This window comes from Leisingera sp. ABM4_060 (assembly GCF_056158765.1).
The window spans coordinates 3470130-3489332 of record NZ_JBSWTX010000001.1; the positions used below are offsets into that span (position 1 = coordinate 3470130).

Annotated in this window: 15 protein-coding genes; 14 read left to right on the plus strand and 1 reads right to left on the minus strand. The window is 61.0% G+C overall.

What is annotated here, in order from left to right:
• The first annotated feature begins 38 nt into the window (after window positions 1–38).
• The 4 genes from rpoB to ACXAEH_RS16745 all read left to right on the plus strand — a co-directional run bounded on the left by rpoB (window position 39) and on the right by ACXAEH_RS16745 (window position 10320).
• On the plus strand, window positions 39–4175 hold the full coding sequence (gene rpoB, locus ACXAEH_RS16730; protein ID WP_475034366.1) for a DNA-directed RNA polymerase subunit beta: 4137 nt from the start codon (window positions 39–41) through the stop codon (window positions 4173–4175).
• A gap of 94 nt (window positions 4176–4269) precedes the next feature.
• Window positions 4270–8517 carry a DNA-directed RNA polymerase subunit beta' gene (rpoC, locus tag ACXAEH_RS16735; protein WP_475034368.1) on the plus strand — a complete coding sequence of 1416 codons (4248 nt, stop codon included), beginning with the start codon at window positions 4270–4272 and terminating at the stop codon, window positions 8515–8517.
• A gap of 115 nt (window positions 8518–8632) precedes the next feature.
• A complete protein-coding gene (locus tag ACXAEH_RS16740; RefSeq protein ID WP_475034369.1) occupies window positions 8633–9448 on the plus strand; it encodes a glycosyltransferase in 816 nt (271 codons plus the stop codon).
• Window positions 9445–10320: a DMT family transporter gene (locus ACXAEH_RS16745; protein ID WP_475034371.1), complete on the plus strand. Its 876-nt coding sequence runs from the start codon at window positions 9445–9447 to the stop codon at window positions 10318–10320. Before ACXAEH_RS16740 ends, ACXAEH_RS16745 begins: the two co-directional genes overlap by 4 nt.
• A 9-nt stretch (window positions 10321–10329) precedes the next feature.
• On the opposite strand, the gene ACXAEH_RS16750 is transcribed toward ACXAEH_RS16745, so the two are convergent.
• Window positions 10330–11133, minus strand: coding sequence for a putative rhamnosyl transferase (locus ACXAEH_RS16750; RefSeq protein ID WP_475034373.1), 804 nt, complete (start codon window positions 11131–11133; stop codon window positions 10330–10332).
• Window positions 11134–11506: 373 nt separating this feature from the next.
• On the opposite strand from ACXAEH_RS16750, the gene rpsL reads away from it, so the two are divergent.
• The 10 genes from rpsL to ACXAEH_RS16800 all read left to right on the plus strand — a co-directional run bounded on the left by rpsL (window position 11507) and on the right by ACXAEH_RS16800 (window position 19085).
• Window positions 11507–11878, plus strand: coding sequence for a 30S ribosomal protein S12 (gene rpsL / locus ACXAEH_RS16755; protein WP_008204009.1), 372 nt, complete (start codon window positions 11507–11509; stop codon window positions 11876–11878).
• Between the two features lie 15 nt (window positions 11879–11893).
• Window positions 11894–12364, plus strand: a complete 471-nt coding sequence (rpsG, locus tag ACXAEH_RS16760) for a 30S ribosomal protein S7 (protein ID WP_039165519.1) — start codon at window positions 11894–11896, stop codon at window positions 12362–12364.
• Between the two features lie 18 nt (window positions 12365–12382).
• Complete coding sequence (fusA, locus tag ACXAEH_RS16765) at window positions 12383–14500, plus strand: elongation factor G (protein ID WP_475034374.1); 2118 nt, start codon at window positions 12383–12385, stop codon at window positions 14498–14500.
• Window positions 14501–14563: 63 nt separating this feature from the next.
• Window positions 14564–15739: an elongation factor Tu gene (gene tuf / locus ACXAEH_RS16770; protein ID WP_475034351.1), complete on the plus strand. Its 1176-nt coding sequence runs from the start codon at window positions 14564–14566 to the stop codon at window positions 15737–15739.
• Window positions 15740–15961: 222 nt separating this feature from the next.
• Window positions 15962–16474 (plus strand): ImmA/IrrE family metallo-endopeptidase, encoded by a 513-nt coding sequence (locus ACXAEH_RS16775; RefSeq protein ID WP_475034376.1) that lies wholly within the window; start codon window positions 15962–15964, stop codon window positions 16472–16474.
• 21 nt (window positions 16475–16495) lie between these two features.
• Window positions 16496–16897: a hypothetical protein gene (locus ACXAEH_RS16780; RefSeq protein WP_475034378.1), complete on the plus strand. Its 402-nt coding sequence runs from the start codon at window positions 16496–16498 to the stop codon at window positions 16895–16897.
• A gap of 243 nt (window positions 16898–17140) precedes the next feature.
• Window positions 17141–17455 carry a 30S ribosomal protein S10 gene (gene rpsJ, locus ACXAEH_RS16785; protein WP_019298501.1) on the plus strand — a complete coding sequence of 105 codons (315 nt, stop codon included), beginning with the start codon at window positions 17141–17143 and terminating at the stop codon, window positions 17453–17455.
• Between the two features lie 18 nt (window positions 17456–17473).
• Complete coding sequence (gene rplC, locus ACXAEH_RS16790; RefSeq protein WP_475034380.1) at window positions 17474–18178, plus strand: 50S ribosomal protein L3; 705 nt, start codon at window positions 17474–17476, stop codon at window positions 18176–18178.
• Window positions 18175–18792 (plus strand): 50S ribosomal protein L4, encoded by a 618-nt coding sequence (gene rplD, locus ACXAEH_RS16795; RefSeq protein ID WP_475034381.1) that lies wholly within the window; start codon window positions 18175–18177, stop codon window positions 18790–18792. Before rplC ends, rplD begins: the two co-directional genes overlap by 4 nt.
• Window positions 18789–19085, plus strand: coding sequence for a 50S ribosomal protein L23 (locus tag ACXAEH_RS16800; protein WP_475034383.1), 297 nt, complete (start codon window positions 18789–18791; stop codon window positions 19083–19085). Before rplD ends, ACXAEH_RS16800 begins: the two co-directional genes overlap by 4 nt.
• Window positions 19086–19203 lie beyond the last annotated feature (118 nt).

A 19203-nucleotide genomic window follows, 5' to 3' on the forward strand; every position in this document is an offset into this window, starting at 1 on the left:
TACCTTGACCGGTGAGAACTCGAAAGGTGACATCTGACATGGCTCAATCGTTCCTTGGCCAGAAACGTCTACGCAAATACTACGGCAAAATCCGCGAAGTGCTGGAGATGCCGAACCTCATTGAGGTGCAAAAATCTTCCTACGATCTGTTCCTGCGCTCCGGCGATGCCGCCGAGCCGCTTGACGGCGAAGGCATCAAAGGCGTCTTCCAGTCGGTCTTCCCGATCAAGGACTTTAACGAAACCTCCGTTCTGGAGTTCGTGAAATATTCCTTCGAAAAGCCGAAGTACGACGTCGAAGAGTGCATGCAGCGCGACATGACCTATTCGGCACCGCTGAAGGTCACCCTGCGCCTGATCGTTTTCGATGTGGACGAAGACACCGGCGCCAAGTCGGTGAAGGACATCAAGGAACAGGACGTCTTCATGGGCGACATGCCCCTGATGACCCCGAACGGCACCTTCATCGTGAACGGCACCGAACGTGTGATCGTGTCCCAGATGCACCGTTCGCCGGGCGTGTTCTTCGACCACGACAAAGGCAAGACCCACTCCTCGGGCAAACTGCTGTTTGCCTGCCGCATCATCCCGTACCGCGGCTCCTGGCTGGACTTCGAGTTCGACGCCAAGGACATCGTCTTTGCCCGTATCGACCGCCGCCGCAAACTGCCGGTGACCACCCTGCTGTACGCCCTGGGCCTGGACCAGGAAGGCATCATGGATGCCTATTACAACACCGTGCAGTTCAAGCTGGAGAAATCCCGCGGCTGGGTCACTCCGTTCTTCCCGGAACGCGTGCGCGGCACCCGCCCGACCTACGACCTGGTCGACGCTGCGACTGGCGAGATCATCTGCGAAGCCGGCAAGAAGGTTACTCCGCGCGCCGTCAAGAAGATGATCGAAGAAGGCACCATCACCGAGCTGCTGGTTCCCTTCGAGCACATCGTCGGCAAATATGTCTCCAAGGACATCATCAACGAAGACAACGGCGCGATCTATGTCGAGGCCGGTGATGAGCTGACCCTGGAATACGACAAGGACGGCGAACTGATCGGCGGCTCCCTGAAAGAGCTGCTGGACGCAGGCATCACCGACATTCCGGTGCTGGACATCGACAACGTCAACGTCGGCCCCTACATGCGCAACACCATGGCGGCGGATAAGAACATGGGCCGCGAAAGCGCGCTCATGGACATCTACCGCGTGATGCGCCCGGGCGAGCCGCCCACCGTCGAAGCGGCCTCGGCCCTGTTCGACACCCTGTTCTTCGATTCCGAGCGCTACGACCTCAGCGCAGTTGGCCGTGTGAAGATGAACATGCGCCTGGCGCTCGACGCCGAGGACACCCAGCGCACCCTGCGCAAGGAAGACATTGTCGCCTGTATCAAGGCGCTGGTCGACCTGCGTGACGGCCGCGGCGATGTCGACGACATCGACCACCTGGGCAACCGCCGCGTGCGCTCAGTTGGCGAGCTGATGGAAAACCAGTACCGCGTCGGCCTCTTGCGCATGGAGCGTGCGATCAAGGAGCGGATGTCCTCCGTCGAGATCGACACCGTGATGCCGCAGGATCTGATCAACGCGAAACCGGCTGCTGCCGCTGTGCGTGAATTCTTCGGCTCCTCGCAGCTGTCGCAGTTCATGGACCAGACCAACCCGTTGTCGGAAGTCACCCACAAACGCCGCCTGTCGGCGCTTGGCCCGGGCGGTCTGACTCGCGAGCGCGCCGGCTTTGAGGTCCGCGACGTGCACCCGACCCACTATGGCCGGATGTGCCCGATTGAGACCCCGGAAGGCCCGAACATCGGTCTGATCAACTCGCTGGCCACCTTTGCGCGCGTCAACAAATACGGCTTCATCGAAACACCCTACCGCGTTGTGAACGAAGGTCAGGTGAGCGACGAAGTCCACTACATGTCCGCGACCGAGGAAATGCGCCACACCGTGGCGCAGGCGAACGCGACCCTGGATGAGAACGGCAAGTTCATCAACGACCTGGTCTCGACCCGTCAGTCCGGCGACTACACCCTGGCGCCGCGCGAAAGCGTCGACCTGATCGACGTGTCGCCCAAGCAGCTGGTCTCGGTCGCAGCCTCGCTGATCCCGTTCCTGGAAAACGACGACGCCAACCGCGCTCTGATGGGCTCGAACATGCAGCGTCAGGCAGTTCCGCTCCTGCGCGCCGAGGCGCCGCTGGTCGGCACCGGCATCGAGGAAAAGGTCGCAATCGACTCCGGCGCGGCCATCCAGGCCAAACGTGCCGGCATCATCGACCAGGTCGATGCGCAGCGTATCGTGATCCGCGCCACCTCCGATCTGGAGCTGGGCGATGCGGGCGTTGACATCTACCGGATGCGCAAATTCCAGCGGTCCAACCAGAACACCTGTATCAACCAGCGTCCGCTGGTGAAGGTGGGCGACACCGTTCAGAAAGGCGAAGTGATCGCCGACGGCCCGTCGACCGATATGGGCGAACTGGCTTTGGGTAAAAACGTGGTCGTCGCGTTCATGCCGTGGAACGGCTACAACTACGAAGACTCCATCCTGATCTCCGAGCGCATTGCGCGCGACGACGTCTTCACCTCGGTCCACATCGAGGAATTCGAAGTCGCCGCCCGTGACACCAAGCTTGGGCCGGAAGAAATCACCCGCGACATCCCGAACGTCGGCGAGGAAGCCCTGCGCAACCTCGACGAGGCGGGCATCGTCTATATCGGTGCCGATGTGGAACCGGGCGACATTCTGGTCGGCAAGATCACTCCGAAGGGCGAAAGCCCGATGACCCCGGAAGAGAAGCTGCTGCGCGCCATCTTCGGCGAAAAAGCTTCCGACGTGCGCGACACCTCGCTGCGCGTGAAGCCGGGCGACTACGGTACTGTTGTGGAAGTGCGCGTCTTCAACCGCCATGGCGTCGAGAAAGACGAGCGTGCGCTGCAGATCGAGCGTGAGGAAGTCGAGCGTCTGGCCCGTGACCGGGACGACGAGCTGACCATCCTGGACCGCAACATCTATGCGCGCCTGCGCGGCATGCTGCTGGGCAAAACCGCGGTCAAAGGCCCCAAAGGCGTCCGCGCCGGTGCCCCGATCGACGAAGCCCTGCTGGACAGCCTGTCCCGCGGCCAGTGGTGGATGCTTGCCCTCGAGGACGAGCAGGACGCCCAGGTTGTCGAGGCTCTGAACGAGCAGTACGAAGCACAGAAACGTGCTCTGGACGCCCGTTTCGAGGACAAGGTTGAGAAGGTCCGCCGCGGCGACGACCTGCCGCCGGGTGTGATGAAGATGGTCAAAGTCTTCATTGCCGTGAAGCGCAAGCTGCAGCCGGGCGACAAGATGGCCGGCCGTCACGGCAACAAAGGTGTGATCTCGAAAGTGGTGCCGATGGAGGATATGCCGTTCCTCGCCGACGGTACCCCGGTCGACTTCTGCCTCAACCCGCTGGGCGTGCCGTCGCGTATGAACGTCGGTCAGATCCTGGAGACCCACATGGGCTGGGCCGCACGCGGTCTCGGCATCAAGGTGGACGACGCGCTGCAGGAATACCGCCGCTCGGGCGACCTGACTCCGGTCCGTGACGCGATGCACCACGCCTACGGCGACAACGTCTATGACGAAGGCATCGCCTCGATGTCCGAAGGCGAGCTGATCGAAGCCGCAGGCAATGTGACCCGTGGTGTGCCGATTGCGACCCCGGTCTTTGACGGCGCCAAGGAAGACGATGTGAACAACGCCTTGGTGCGTGCGGGCTTTGACCAGTCCGGCCAGTCGATCCTGTTCGACGGCCGAACCGGCGAGCAGTTCGCGCGTCCGGTGACCGTTGGCATCAAGTACCTGCTGAAGCTGCACCACCTGGTGGACGACAAGATCCACGCGCGTTCCACCGGCCCGTACTCGCTGGTCACCCAGCAGCCGCTGGGCGGTAAGGCGCAGTTCGGCGGTCAGCGCTTCGGTGAGATGGAAGTCTGGGCTCTGGAAGCCTACGGCGCCGCCTACACCCTGCAGGAGATGCTCACCGTCAAATCGGATGACGTCGCCGGCCGGACCAAGGTCTATGAGTTGATCGTCAAGGGCGAGGACAACTTTGAAGCGGGCGTTCCGGAATTGTTCAACGTTCTGGTTAAAGAAGTCCGCGGCCTCGGCCTGAACATGGAACTCCTGGATGCGGAGGTTGAGGAATAAGGGGTCAAAAGTTTTCTGAAAACTTTTGCCCAAACTTTTCAGAAAAGTTTGGGCGACCCTCCCAGCCCTTCCGCACGAATTTGAGGACATCAAAATGAACCAGGAAATCACCAACAACCCGTTCAACCCGCTGACCCCGCCGAAGGTCTTTGACGAAATCAAAGTCTCTCTGGCCAGCCCGGAACGGATCCTGTCTTGGTCCTACGGCGAAATCAAAAAGCCTGAGACCATCAACTACCGGACCTTCAAGCCGGAGCGCGACGGCTTGTTCTGCGCCCGGATCTTTGGCCCGATCAAAGACTACGAATGCCTGTGCGGCAAATATAAGCGGATGAAATACCGCGGCGTCGTCTGTGAAAAATGCGGCGTCGAGGTCACCCTGCAGAAAGTGCGCCGCGAGCGCATGGGCCACATCGAACTGGCGGCGCCGGTTGCGCACATCTGGTTCCTGAAGTCGCTGCCGTCCCGCATCGGCCTGATGCTGGACATGACCCTGCGCGATCTGGAACGTGTTCTGTACTTTGAAAACTACGTCGTCATCGAGCCGGGCCTGACCGACCTCTCCTATGGTCAGATGATGACCGAAGAAGAGTACATGGACGCTCAGGATGCCTATGGCATGGACGCCTTCACCGCCAACATCGGCGCCGAAGCAATCCGTGACATGCTGGCCCAGATCGACCTGGAATCGGAAGCCGAGCAGCTGCGCGCCGAACTGGCCGAAGCCACCGGCGAACTGAAGCCCAAGAAGATCATCAAGCGTCTGAAAGTCGTGGAATCCTTCCTGGAATCGGGCAACCGTCCGGAATGGATGATCATGACCGTGATCCCGGTCATTCCGCCGGAACTGCGTCCGCTGGTTCCGCTGGACGGCGGCCGCTTTGCGACCTCCGACCTCAATGACCTGTACCGCCGCGTTATCAACCGGAACAACCGTCTGAAGCGTCTGATCGAACTGCGCGCGCCGGATATCATCGTCCGCAACGAAAAGCGGATGCTGCAGGAATCCGTGGACGCGCTGTTCGACAACGGCCGCCGCGGCCGCGTCATCACCGGCGCCAACAAGCGCCCGCTGAAGTCGCTGTCCGACATGCTGAAAGGCAAGCAGGGCCGCTTCCGCCAGAACCTTCTGGGTAAGCGTGTCGACTTCTCCGGCCGTTCGGTGATTGTGACCGGTCCGGAACTCAAGCTGCACCAGTGCGGCCTGCCCAAGAAGATGGCGCTGGAGCTGTTCAAGCCCTTCATCTACTCGCGTCTGGAGGCCAAAGGCCTGTCCTCGACCGTGAAGCAGGCGAAGAAGCTGGTCGAAAAAGAGCGTCCCGAAGTGTGGGACATCCTGGACGAGGTGATCCGCGAGCACCCGGTGATGCTGAACCGCGCACCGACGCTGCACCGCCTTGGCATCCAGGCGTTCGAACCCACGCTGATCGAAGGCAAGGCAATCCAGCTGCACCCGCTGGTCTGCTCGGCGTTCAACGCGGACTTTGACGGCGACCAGATGGCTGTGCACGTCCCGCTGAGCCTTGAGGCCCAGCTGGAAGCGCGCGTCCTGATGATGTCCACCAACAACGTTCTGTCGCCCGCCAACGGCGCACCGATCATCGTTCCGTCGCAGGATATGATCCTGGGTCTCTACTATGTGACCCTGGAGCGCGAAGGTATGCCCGGCGAAGGCAAGATCTTTGGCACCATCGACGAAGTTCAGCACGCGCTGGACGCTGGCGAAGTGCACCTGCACTCCAAGATCACTGCGCGGATCACCCAGATCGACGAAGAGGGCAACGAAGTCCTGCAGCGGTTTGAAACCACGCCGGGCCGTGTCCGTCTGGGCGCGCTGCTGCCGAAAAACGCCAAAGCGCCGTTTGAGCTGGTCAACCGACTGCTGCGGAAGAAAGAGGTTCAGCAGGTCATCGACACCGTCTACCGCTACTGCGGCCAGAAAGAGTCCGTGATCTTCTGCGACCAGATCATGACCATGGGCTTCCGTGAAGCGTTCAAGGCGGGCATTTCGTTCGGCAAGGACGACATGGTGATCCCTGACACCAAGTGGACCATCGTCGACGACACCCGCGATCAGGTCAAAGACTTCGAACAGCAGTACATGGACGGCCTGATCACTCAGGGCGAAAAGTACAACAAGGTTGTCGATGCCTGGTCGAAGTGTAACGACAAGGTCACCGAAGCGATGATGTCGACCATCTCGGACGACAAGCGCGACGAGAACGGTGCAGTCATGGAGCCGAACTCGGTCTACATGATGGCTCACTCCGGTGCGCGTGGCTCGGTTACCCAGATGAAGCAGCTGGGCGGCATGCGCGGCCTGATGGCCAAGCCGAACGGCGACATCATCGAGACCCCGATCATCTCGAACTTTAAAGAAGGTCTGACCGTTCTTGAGTACTTCAACTCGACCCACGGTGCCCGTAAGGGTCTGTCGGATACCGCGCTTAAGACGGCGAACTCGGGTTACCTGACCCGCCGTCTGGTGGATGTGGCGCAGGACTGCATCGTGCGCGAGCGCGACTGTGGCACCGAGCGGGCGATCACCGCTGAGGCGGCCGTCAACGACGGTGAAGTGGTTGCTTCGCTCAGCGAACGCATCCTGGGCCGTGTGGCTGCCGACGACATCAAGCGTCCCGGCACCGAGGAGATCATCGTGGCCGCCGGCCAGCTGATCGACGAACGCATGTCCGACGCAGTGGAAGAGGCCGGTGTGCAGTCGACCCGCATCCGCTCGCCGCTGACCTGTGAGAGCGAAGAGGGCGTCTGCGCCATGTGCTACGGCCGTGACCTGGCCCGCGGCACGCAGGTGAACACCGGCGAGGCCGTCGGCATCATCGCGGCGCAGTCGATTGGTGAACCCGGCACCCAGCTGACCATGCGGACCTTCCACATCGGCGGCGTTGCCCAGGGCGGCCAGCAGTCGTTCCTGGAAGCGTCTCAGGAAGGCAAGATCGTCTTCGAGATGCCCAACACCCTGGTGAACGCCAACGGCGAGACCCTGGTTGTGGGCCGCAACATGAAGCTGATCATCCAGGACGAGCACGGCGAAGAGCGCGCCAGCCACAAGCTGGGCTACGGCTCCAAGCTGTTCGTCAAGGAAGGCCAGGACGTCTCCCGCGGCGACAAGCTGTTCGAATGGGACCCCTACACCCTGCCGATCATCGCCGAGAAACCGGGTACCGCGAAATACGTGGACCTGATCTCGGGCCTGGCGGTCCGCGACGAGACCGACGAAGCCACCGGCATGACCCAGAAGATCGTGATCGACTGGCGTGCGGCTCCGAAGGGCTCCGACCTGAAGCCGGAGATCATCCTGGTCGACAGCAACGGCGAGCCGGTTCGCAACGACAACGGCAACCCGGTCACCTACCCGATGTCCGTGGATGCGATTCTGTCCTGCGAGGACGGTCAGCAGGTCATGGCTGGCGACGTTGTTGCGCGTATCCCGCGTGAAGGCGCCAAGACCAAGGACATCACCGGTGGTCTGCCGCGCGTTGCGGAACTGTTCGAAGCCCGCCGTCCGAAAGACCACGCGATCATCGCCGAAATCGATGGCCACGTGCGCTTCGGCCGCGACTACAAGAACAAGCGCCGTATCGCGATTGATCCTGTGGACGAGTCGCTGGAGCCCGTCGAATACATGGTGCCCAAGGGCAAGCACATCCCGGTTGTGGAAGGTGACTTTGTCCAGAAGGGCGACTACATCATGGACGGCAACCCGGCACCGCATGACATCCTGTCCATCATGGGTGTCGAGGCACTGGCGAACTACATGATCGACGAGGTCCAGGACGTCTATCGACTGCAGGGTGTGAAGATCAACGACAAGCACATCGAGGTGATCGTCCGCCAGATGCTGCAGAAGTGGGAGATCTCGGACTCCGGCGACACCACGCTGCTGAAAGGCGAACACGTCGACAAGCAGGAGTTTGACGCAGCCAACGAGAAATCTCTGGCCCGCGGCAAGCGCCCGGCACAGGGCGAACCGATCCTGCTCGGCATCACCAAGGCGTCGTTGCAGACCCGCTCCTTCATCTCCGCGGCCTCCTTCCAGGAGACCACCCGGGTTCTCACCGAGGCTTCGGTGCAGGGCAAGAAGGACAAGCTGGTCGGCCTCAAGGAGAACGTCATCGTGGGCCGCCTGATCCCGGCCGGCACCGGCGGCGCGACCCAGGCCGTGCGCTCGATTGCACAGGGCCGCGACAACGTGGTTCTGGAAGCCCGCCGCGAGGAAGCCGAAGCCGCTGCAGCCCTGGCTGCACCGGTGATGGACGAGGACGTGATGGGCGGCGGCGACGATCTGGATATCCTGGTCGAAACCCCGGAAAGCCGCGACTAAGCCCCGGCAGCAAACGTTGGGAAAAGCCCCCGCATGATTTCATGCGGGGGCTTTTTCGTTTCCGCCTGTGCGGTTATCTGTTGGGCAGGTGAACCCCGGCGCGCAGGGAGCGGTCATGGATCTGAGGCTGAGGATGATCGGGCTGGTGCGGTTTTCCGCGCTTGCAACCGACTATTACTCTGACGTCTTTCCCACCCGGAAGGAGCTGGCCGCACATCTGTTCTCGCCCGGCCGGATGGAGCTGCGGTTCCGCCTGTTCGAGCATCTGTGCCTCAGGTCCCTGACCCGGCAGAGCGACACCAGCTTCCGGCTGATCATTCTGACATCCGAAGGGCTGCCGCAGCCGTACCTTGAACGGCTGCTGGCGCTGATCGGGCCCTATCCGAACATCCTCTGCCACCAGGCCGCCCCGCGGCCGCATTACCAGCAGCTGAAGGAAGCCTATGGCCGGGTGCAGCTGCGGCGGGCCACGCACAAGGTCCTGTTCCGGCTTGATGACGACGATGCGCTGGATCTGGACTTTGTCACGCGCACCAAGGCGTTTGCCCGTGGCATGATCCCATTGCAGGGCGCGGGTGAAACCCCGTTTATCATTGCCCACAACCGAGGGCTCTATCTTGAAAAAACCGAAGACGGCATCGAGCTTTATGACACTTGCGAGCGGTCTCCCCTGTCAGCTGGCATGTCGCTGGTGGCCCTGGCCGGCAGCGACCACAATCCTTACGCCTTCAACCACCGCAAGATAGCCCAGCACTACAATACCTTCTCCGATATCTCGGTGCCGGCCTTCCTGCGCACCATTCACGGCGACAACAAGTCCAACCCGACCCACATGGGGCTGACCCGGAAATGGCGCCCGAAACAGGCCGAAGCAGCGCTGGAACAGCATTTCGGCCACAGCTTCGCCAGCCTCAAGGACCTGCTGCAATGACGCCGAACCAGGCCGGAGCGCTGCTGATGGCGGGCAGCATGGCCGCCTATACCTTCAATGACACGCTGGTGAAGCTGACAGGTGATGCGCTGCCGCTGCCGCAGATCCTGACGGTCCGGGGGCTGGCCGCCAGCGTTCTGATCCTGCTGCTGGCACTGCGGCTCGGCAGCCTGCGCCTGAACCTCTCCGGCGGCGCCTGGGCCATGCTCGGCCTGCGTTGCGTCTTCGAGGTTGCCAACACCTATCTCTTCCTCACTGCGCTGATGCTGATGCCGATCGCCAATGTAACCGCGGTCCTGCAGGTGCTGCCGCTGGCGGTCACGCTCAGCGCCGCATTGTTTCTGCAAGAGCCGGTGGGCTGGCGCCGCCTTGCGGCCATTGCCGCGGGCTTCTGCGGCATGCTGCTGATTGTGCGCCCGGGGCCGGAGGGCTTCAGCGACGGCGCGCTTTATGCGCTGGCGGCGGTGGCCTGCATCACCGCCCGCGACCTGGTCACCCGGCGGATGCCGCCAGAGGTGCCGTCGATGACGGTCACCTTCTCGGCCTCGGTCTCCGTGCTGCTGTCCGGCATCGCCGCCTCTGCCGCCACCGAATGGCAACCCATGGGCAGCACCGAATTCCTGACCCTGATGGGGGCGGCGCTGTTCATTTTTGCCGGCTACCTGTGCTCGGTGATGACAATGCGGGTGGGCGAAGTCGCGGTGGTGGCCCCGTTCCGCTACAGCGGCCTCCTCTGGGCGCTGCTCCTGGGCTGGGCGGTGTTCGGCGAATGGCCGGACCTGCTGACCCTGGCCGGCGCCGCCATCGTTGCCAGCGCCGGCATTTTTACCCTCTACCGCGAACGCCGGCAGGCCCGCAAAAGCAAGGCCTGACGCGGGCGCCTAGCGTCCAAAGACGTCCCGGACATGGTCCGCGCGGATCGCAAAGCGGGCCTCGAACTCACCTTCCTGGGCCGGTGTCAGCGGTGTCAGCTGCACCGGTTTTGCGGACTTCTGGCGCGAGTCGTTATAGCCGTTGTGGGTGCGCACGAACATCGGCGCATCGGTCACCGTGACCGTCGGCATGAAGCGGTTGATCTTGTTGTGGGCGAAATTCATGATCGTTAGAGGACAGCCGCCGCGCACATGCATTGCCAGGCCGACAGCCAGGTAGGAGTGCACCCCTTCCTCTGCGGCAATCCCGCCGGGCCCGGCCTTGGCCAGGTATCCGCGGTTGAAATCGATCACCACCGACCGGTTCTTGCGCATCAGTCCGCGGCAATCCTCTGCCGTGGCCCGCAGCCGCTGGATAAAGTCCACGGAAACTGCGTCGTCGTCGTCATGGCGGAACTCGATGCAGGGTTTGCCGGGGTCCCGGCGGGCCGCTTTCAGAACATCCTTCATCGCGTCCCGGTGCCTGCGGGGCGGCTCTGCCAGGATCCGGACCTGCGGCATGCCCGCCGTCAGATCATGCAGCCGGTCCCGGTACGCTTCCGGCAGGCTGTCCCCGGTGACGATGATCAGGTCGAATTCCGGATCCGTCTGCTCCCGGAAGGCGGGCAGGGCGATGGTTTCAAACAGCCGGAACCGCTCTTCCATCCGCGCCTCGGCATAGAGATAGGCAATACGCTCATCCATCGTTTCGTGCTCGACCTGGAAACCGCCAAGAGCCGGGTAGGAGAACCGGCACAATCCGATGACCTGCATTCTGAAATCCGTTTGTTGCAAAAGCCTGCGCGCGCGACTATGGCGGGCCGGCGGCCTGCTGGCAACTGCCGTGCCGGTCCTGCCCGCAACCGGCCCCGGGCCGCAGCGCCCGGCCGCTGTTGACAACCTGCGCGACTCCCCATATACGCGCGCCTATCCGGCACCCGGAGTGTATGCTTCGCAAGCCGAATTCAAAATTGCAGTGTCTCAAGGCCTGGGCACTTTTACCACCCCGGCCCTCTGTAACCTCACCGCGTCGTCTCACCTCGGAATGGGAGCGATTGCGGTTTTTGCGCTTGTGGACGCACAGGTGCAGCGAAATAACCCGCACGCGCCGGCGTGCATGACAAGTTGCTAAACGGGGAATACCTGAATGCCAACGATCCAGCAGCTGATCCGCAAGCCGCGTCAGCCGAAGCGTAAAGTTTCGAAGTCCCAGCACCTCGAGCAGTGCCCGCAGAAGCGCGGCGTCTGCACCCGCGTGTACACCACCACTCCGAAGAAACCGAACTCCGCTATGCGGAAAGTTGCCAAGGTCCGCCTGACCAACGGTTTCGAAGTGATCTCCTACATCCCCGGTGAAAGCCACAACCTTCAGGAACACTCCGTGGTTCTGATCCGCGGCGGCCGTGTAAAAGACCTTCCGGGTGTCCGTTACCACATCCTGCGCGGTGTTCTGGATACCCAGGGCGTCAAAGACCGTAAGCAGCGCCGCTCGAAGTACGGCGCGAAGCGTCCTAAGTAAGAAGGAGAGGCTGATATGTCACGTCGTCACGCCGCTGAAAAACGCGAAGTTCTGCCCGACGCCAAGTTCGGCGACCGCGTTCTGACCAAGTTCATGAACAACCTGATGATCGACGGCAAAAAGTCGGTTGCAGAGAAAATCGTCTACAACGCGCTGGACCGCGTTGAGACCAAGATCAAGCGCGCGCCGGTGGAAGTGTTCCACGAAGCGCTGGACAACGTTAAGCCGTCCGTCGAGGTCCGCTCCCGCCGTGTTGGCGGTGCGACCTACCAGGTTCCGGTTGAAGTCCGCCCCGAGCGCCGCGAAGCGCTGGCCATCCGCTGGCTGATCACCGCCGCCCGCGGCCGCAACGAGAACACCATGGAAGAGCGCCTCGCAGGCGAGCTGCTGGACGCCGTCCAGTCCCGTGGCACCGCGGTCAAGAAGCGCGAAGACACCCACAAGATGGCAGAGGCGAACAAAGCCTTCTCGCACTATCGCTGGTAAGCCGGAGGACACAGACCTATGGCACGCGAATATCCGCTCGACCTGTACCGTAACTTCGGTATCATGGCGCACATCGACGCAGGTAAAACCACCTGCTCCGAACGCATCCTGTATTACACTGGCAAATCCCACAACATCGGTGAGGTGCACAACGGTGCAGCCACCATGGACTGGATGGAGCAGGAGCAGGAACGCGGTATCACCATCACCTCGGCTGCGACCACCACTTTCTGGGAACGCACCGAAGACGGTAAGACCGCCGACTCGCCCAAGCACCGCCTGAACATCATCGACACCCCCGGCCACGTTGACTTCACCATCGAAGTTGAGCGTTCGCTGGCGGTTCTCGACGGTGCAGTCTGTGTTCTGGACGCCAACGCCGGTGTTGAACCCCAGACCGAAACCGTGTGGCGTCAGGCTGACCGCTACAAGGTTCCGCGGATGGTGTTCGTCAACAAGATGGACAAGATCGGCGCCGACTTCTTCAACTGTGTTGAGATGATCGAAGACCGCACCGGCGCCCGCGCGGTTCCGGTTGGTGTTCCGATCGGCGCAGAGACCGAGCTGGAAGGCCTGGTTGACCTGGTCAACATGGAAGAATGGCTGTGGCAGGGCGAAGATCTGGGCGCATCTTGGATCAAAGCTCCGATCCGCGACAGCCTGAAAGACATGGCTGACGAATGGCGCGGCAAAATGGTGGAAGCGGCCGTCGAAATGGACGACGACGCCATGGAAGCCTACCTGGAAGGCGAAGAGCCCGACGTTGCCACCCTGCGCAAACTGCTGCGCAAGGGCACCCTGGAGCTGGCGTTTGTTCCGGTTCTGGGCGGTTCCGCGTTCAAGAACAAAGGTGTGCAGCCGCTGCTGAACGCCGTGATCGACTATCTGCCCAGCCCGCTGGACGTTGTCGACTACATGGGCTTCAAACCCGGTGACGAAACCGAAGAGCGTAACATTGCCCGCCGCGCGGACGATGAAATGGCGTTCTCGGGCCTGGCGTTCAAAATCATGAACGACCCCTTCGTCGGCTCGCTGACCTTCACCCGCATTTATTCCGGCGTCCTGAACAAGGGCGACACGCTTCTGAACTCCACCAAGGGTAAGAAAGAGCGCGTCGGCCGGATGATGATGATGCACTCCAACGACCGCGAGGAAATCACCGAAGCGTTCGCGGGCGACATCATCGCGCTGGCAGGCCTGAAGGACACCACCACCGGTGACACCCTCTGCGCCGTCAACGATCCGGTTGTCCTGGAAACCATGACCTTCCCGGATCCGGTGATCGAGATTGCGGTTGAGCCGAAAACCAAGGCCGACCAGGAGAAAATGTCCCAGGGTCTGGGCCGTCTGGCCGCCGAAGACCCGTCCTTCCGCGTCGAAACCGACCTCGAGTCCGGTCAGACCATCATGAAGGGCATGGGCGAACTTCACCTGGACATCCTGGTTGACCGCCTCAAGCGCGAGTTCAAGGTGGAAGCCAACATCGGTGCACCGCAGGTGGCCTACCGCGAGACCATCTCCAAAGAGGTCGAGCATTCCTACACCCACAAGAAACAGTCGGGTGGTTCGGGCCAGTTCGCCGAGGTGAAACTGATCATCTCGCCGACCGAAGCCGGCGAAGGCTATTCCTTCGAATCCCGCATCGTCGGCGGTGCGGTTCCGAAGGAATACATCCCCGGTGTGGAAAAAGGCATCCAGTCCGTCATGGACAGCGGCCCGCTGGCCGGCTTCCCCGTGATCGACTTCAAGGTTGCCCTGATCGACGGTAAGTTCCACGACGTTGACTTCAGCGTTCTGGCCTTCGAAATCGCCGCCCGCATGGGCATGCGCGAAGGCATGAAGAAGGCCGGCGCCAAGCTGCTGGAACCGATCATGAAGGTCGAAGTGATCACCCCGGAGGAATATACCGGCGGCATCATCGGCGATCTGACCTCCCGCCGCGGCCAGGTGTCCGGCCAGGAGAACCGCGGCAACGCCATTGCCATCGACGCCTTTGTGCCGCTGGCAAACATGTTCGGCTACATCAACACCCTGCGTTCGATGAGCTCGGGCCGCGCCCAGTTCACCATGCAGTTCGATCACTACGATCCAGTGCCGCAGAACATCTCCGACGAGATCCAGGCGAAATACGCGTAAGCGTCAGAAAATAAGGGGGTTCGCAACCGTTGCGGACCTCCCTCGAAACAAAAGGAGGCCATCATGGCTAAGGAAAAGTTTGAACGTAATAAACCGCACGTCAACATCGGCACCGTCGGCCACGTTGACCACGGCAAAACCACGCTGACCGCGGCAATCACCAAATACTTCGGCGACTTCAAAGCCTACGACCAGATCGACGGCGCGCCGGAAGAAAAAGCCCGCGGCATCACCATCTCCACCGCCCACGTGGAATATGAAACCGACGCGCGCCACTACGCCCACGTCGACTGCCCCGGCCACGCCGACTACGTCAAGAACATGATCACCGGCGCGGCCCAGATGGACGGCGCGATCCTGGTTGTGAACGCAGCCGACGGCCCGATGCCGCAGACCCGCGAGCACATCCTGCTGGCGCGTCAGGTCGGCGTTCCGGCCCTGGTTGTCTTCATGAACAAAGTCGACCAGGTCGACGACGAAGAGCTGCTGGAGCTGGTGGAAATGGAAATCCGCGAGCTGCTGTCCTCCTACGAGTTCCCGGGCGACGATATCCCGATCGTTGCAGGCTCCGCTCTGGCGGCGATGGAAGGCCGCGACGCCAACATCGGCGAAGACAAGATCAAAGAGCTGATGGCGGCCGTGGACGAATACATCCCGACCCCGGAGCGCGCGGTTGACCAGCCGTTCCTGATGCCGATCGAAGACGTGTTCTCGATCTCCGGCCGCGGCACCGTTGTGACCGGCCGTGTGGAGCGCGGTGTGATCAACGTTGGCGACGAAATCGAAATCGTCGGCATCAAAGACACTTCGAAAACCACCTGCACCGGCGTGGAAATGTTCCGCAAGCTGCTGGACCGCGGTGAAGCCGGCGACAACATCGGCGCCCTGCTGCGCGGTGTGGACCGTGACTCCGTCGAGCGCGGCCAGGTGCTGTGCAAGCCGGGTTCCGTGACCCCGCACACCAAGTTCGAAGCCGAAGCCTACATCCTGACCAAGGAAGAAGGCGGCCGCCACACCCCGTTCTTCGCGAACTACCGTCCGCAGTTCTACTTCCGCACCACCGACGTGACCGGCACCGTGACCCTGCCGGAAGGCACCGAGATGGTGATGCCGGGCGACAACCTGAAGTTCGCGGTTGAGCTGATCGCGCCGATCGCGATGGAAGACGGCCTGCGCTTCGCCATCCGCGAAGGCGGCCGCACCGTCGGCGCCGGCGTTGTGTCCAAAATCATCGAATAAGGATTTTGGACCAGTGGGCGGCAGGCGGTTTTCGCTAGAAAACTGCCGGGAGCCCACTCGGTAATGTTCTGCGAAAGGGCCTCCCTCGGGAGGCCCTTTTGCTTTGTTAACTTGGGTTGGGTACTATGAAGATGCTCAAATGTTGGGAAAACCATCCTCTTGACGTACTGGCCGCCATATTTATATCAGTTCCGGTGCAACCTTCTGAAGGGAAGCTCTGTAATGGCAAAGAAGCCGAACTTTAAGAAAGCGTCCAACGCGGCTGCTGCTACAAGGCGCGTTCTTGGGTCCAAACCGCCGTTCGACCCAGAGAAAATTGCGGAAGAAAAGAATATTCAAGTCGTGTACGCGAAGTTCCAAGAGCCGTACAATAAGAAGATTTCTGGCTTCTACCGTAAGTCGGACAACAAGATTGTTATCAATAAAGATATCGCTCCCAATCGCATGATTTTTACGATTGCTCACGAGCTCGGCCACGCCGTATTGCATCAGGAGTATATTAAGTCCAAAGACTATCAGCCGGTATTTCGCAGCAATGTTCATATTGAGGAAAAACCGGTTGAAGAAGTCGAGGCGGATACTTTCGCCGCTAACTTCTTGGTCCCGTTGGATATTCTTCGGAAGTACAAAGACGTTGCGGATGTGAGCGAGCTAGCAACGATGTTCGCGGTTTCGGAAGACGTCATTGAAAACCGCTTGGATCTACTTCGGCGCCACCCGAACCTAGCAACGTAGTAGTGGGTTCTCAAAGATTTTATGAGCGATGATTTTGATGACAAATTCGAGCTTCCGGATTTGGATGAGCTGGAAACCTTTGAAGAAGAAGATAAAGAACAAAGGAAAGAGCAACAGCTAGAAGAAGGTGGCCTTGAGGCGGACGAGTTGGCGCGACGTGTCAAGGTCCTTGAGGCAAATATCAAGACGCAAGGTCTTCGTGAGTTCTACAAACTCAGAACGCGCTGGTCATCGTGGATCATCGGATGGATCACAGGGTTGATTGTGTTCAATGGTCTACTAGCGGTTGGTGTCGGCTTAAGGGTTTTTAACTTTCTGCAGTACGAATGGTTCATAACTGCAATAACTGTGGAAACATTCTTGCAGATTGTTGGCATGGGATATGTTGCGGTGCGTTTCTTATTTAGAGATCCACCGGAGTAGCGTTGTTTTTGGTAAAAAACGCCTTGCTTCTTAGATCTTAACAAGCCCCAAACGCACCGCCCGCTCTAAACGCAACGGTTTCGCCGCGAAACCCCTTGCCTCATGGGCCCGCAGGGCGTATAGGGCGCGAGTTCGCCACGTGCGGATAGGGGCGGGATGATTCCCGCCTTTTGGGTTCGATGAGGGGTTGCGGTGGTCGCAGGCCCTCCTCTCAACCCCAACGCCTGACTAAAAGGCTGTACGATGCAAAGCCAAAACATCCGTATCCGGCTGAAGGCATTTGACTATCGCGTGCTGGATGCGTCCACGCAAGAGATCGTCAACACTGCCAAGCGGACCGGCGCGCAAGTGCGCGGCCCGATCCCGATGCCGAACAAGATCGAGAAATTCACTGTTCTGCGTGGCCCCCACGTCGACAAGAAATCCCGCGACCAGTTCGAGATCCGCACCCACAAGCGCCTTCTCGACATCGTCGACCCGACCCCGCAGACCGTGGACGCGCTGATGAAGCTCGACCTGGCCGCCGGCGTTGACGTCGAAATCAAGCTGCAGTCGTAAGATCGGAGGGTATAGATTATGCGTTCCGGTATTATCGCTAAAAAAGTGGGCATGACCCGCCTGTTCCTGGAAGACGGCAAGCAGATCCCTGTGACCGTTCTGTCCCTGGACGGCCTGCAGGTTGTTGCTCAGCGCACCGAAGAAAAAGACGGCTACACCGCTGTTCAGCTGGGTGCAGGCTCTGCCAAGGCAAAGCGCACTTCGCAAGCCATGCGCGGTGTCTTCGCCGCTGCCAAGGTGGAACCCAAGCGCAAGCTGGCCGAATTCCGCGTTCCCGCGGACGGCCTGATCGAAGTCGGCGCCGAAATCTCGGCCGAACACTTCCTGGCTGGCCAGAAAGTGGACGTCACCGGCACCTCGATCGGTAAAGGCTTTGCAGGTGCCATGAAGCGTCACAACTTCGGCGGTCTGCGCGCCTCGCACGGTGTGTCGATCTCGCACCGTTCGCACGGTTCGACCGGTCAGTGTCAGGACCCCGGCCGCGTCTTCAAAGGCAAGAAAATGGCCGGCCACATGGGCGCTGCCCGCGTGACCACCCAGAACCTGGAAGTGGTGAAAACCGACGCCGAGCGCGGCCTGGTCTTCATCAAGGGTGCCGTACCGGGCCCGAAATCCGGCTGGGTTACCGTCAAGGACGCCGTGAAGAAGAAAGCCCCCGAGGGTCTGCCTTTCCCGGCCGCTCTGAAAACTGCGGAAGCTCCCGCGGAAGGTGGTGAAGCATGAAACTTGACGTGATCAAACTGGACGGCGCCAAGGCAGGCGACATCGAACTGTCGGAAGACCTGTTCGGCCTGGAGCCGCGTGCGGACATCCTGCACCGCGTGGTCCGCTGGCAGCGCAACAACGCGCAGGCCGGCACCCACAAGGTGAAGACCCGCTCGGAGACCTCCTACTCGACCAAGAAGATCTACCGCCAGAAGGGCACCGGCGGCGCGCGCCACGGCGACCGCAACGCGCCGATCTTCCGCAAGGGTGGTATCTACAAGGGCCCGACCCCGCGTTCGCACGGCCACGAGCTGACCAAGAAGTTCCGCAAGCTGGGCCTGCGCCACGCGCTGTCCGCCAAAGCAAAAGCGGGCGAGCTGGTCATCATCGAGGACGCAGCAGCTGAGGGCAAGACCGCCGCACTGGCCAAACAGGTGAAGAACCTGGGCTGGAAACGCGCTCTGGTCATCGACGGCGCTTCGGTCAACGAAGGCTTCCTGCAAGCGTCGCGCAACATCGAAGGTCTGGACATCCTGCCGACCATCGGTGCCAACGTCTATGACATCCTGAAGCGTGACACCCTGGTGATCACCAAAGCAGGTGTCGAAGCACTGGAGGCTCGCCTGAAATGAGCGCGAAAGCAGCACACTACGACGTGATCCGCAAGCCGATCATCACCGAGAAATCCACCATGGCGTCCGAGAACGGCGCAGTGGTCTTCGAAGTGGCAATCGACTCCAACAAGCCGATGATCAAAGAAGCCGTTGAAGCGCTCTTTGGCGTCAAGGTTAAAGCGGTCAACACCACCGTCACCAAGGGTAAGGTGAAGCGTTTCCGCGGCCAGATGGGCCGCCGCAAGGACGTGAAAAAAGCCTATGTGACCCTGGAAGAAGGCAACACCATCGACGTGTCCACCGGACTCTGAGATTTGTGTCTTTGACAAGATTGAGAGGCCCTCGCGCAAGCGGGGGCCTTTTGCTTTGGGGCAGGGGGATTGTGGGGCATGGCGGGGTCCTGAAGGCAGCTTTGCCCCGAGGTATAGC

What these genes read in the sequence shown, in the direction of transcription:
- fusA (WP_475034374.1), top strand. Translation starts at nt 12,383, where the DNA reads ATGGCACGCGAATATCCGCTCGACCTGTACCGTAACTTCGGTATCATG.
- ACXAEH_RS16775 (WP_475034376.1), top strand. Translation starts at nt 15,962, where the DNA reads ATGGCAAAGAAGCCGAACTTTAAGAAAGCGTCCAACGCGGCTGCTGCT.
- rpsJ (WP_019298501.1), top strand. Translation starts at nt 17,141, where the DNA reads ATGCAAAGCCAAAACATCCGTATCCGGCTGAAGGCATTTGACTATCGC.
- ACXAEH_RS16750 (WP_475034373.1), bottom strand. Translation starts at nt 11,133, where the DNA reads ATGCAGGTCATCGGATTGTGCCGGTTCTCCTACCCGGCTCTTGGCGGT.
- ACXAEH_RS16740 (WP_475034369.1), top strand. Translation starts at nt 8,633, where the DNA reads ATGGATCTGAGGCTGAGGATGATCGGGCTGGTGCGGTTTTCCGCGCTT.
- rpsG (WP_039165519.1), top strand. Translation starts at nt 11,894, where the DNA reads ATGTCACGTCGTCACGCCGCTGAAAAACGCGAAGTTCTGCCCGACGCC.
- ACXAEH_RS16780 (WP_475034378.1), top strand. Translation starts at nt 16,496, where the DNA reads ATGAGCGATGATTTTGATGACAAATTCGAGCTTCCGGATTTGGATGAG.
- tuf (WP_475034351.1), top strand. Translation starts at nt 14,564, where the DNA reads ATGGCTAAGGAAAAGTTTGAACGTAATAAACCGCACGTCAACATCGGC.
- rpoB (WP_475034366.1), top strand. Translation starts at nt 39, where the DNA reads ATGGCTCAATCGTTCCTTGGCCAGAAACGTCTACGCAAATACTACGGC.
- rplC (WP_475034380.1), top strand. Translation starts at nt 17,474, where the DNA reads ATGCGTTCCGGTATTATCGCTAAAAAAGTGGGCATGACCCGCCTGTTC.
- ACXAEH_RS16745 (WP_475034371.1), top strand. Translation starts at nt 9,445, where the DNA reads ATGACGCCGAACCAGGCCGGAGCGCTGCTGATGGCGGGCAGCATGGCC.
- ACXAEH_RS16800 (WP_475034383.1), top strand. Translation starts at nt 18,789, where the DNA reads ATGAGCGCGAAAGCAGCACACTACGACGTGATCCGCAAGCCGATCATC.
- rplD (WP_475034381.1), top strand. Translation starts at nt 18,175, where the DNA reads ATGAAACTTGACGTGATCAAACTGGACGGCGCCAAGGCAGGCGACATC.
- rpsL (WP_008204009.1), top strand. Translation starts at nt 11,507, where the DNA reads ATGCCAACGATCCAGCAGCTGATCCGCAAGCCGCGTCAGCCGAAGCGT.
- rpoC (WP_475034368.1), top strand. Translation starts at nt 4,270, where the DNA reads ATGAACCAGGAAATCACCAACAACCCGTTCAACCCGCTGACCCCGCCG.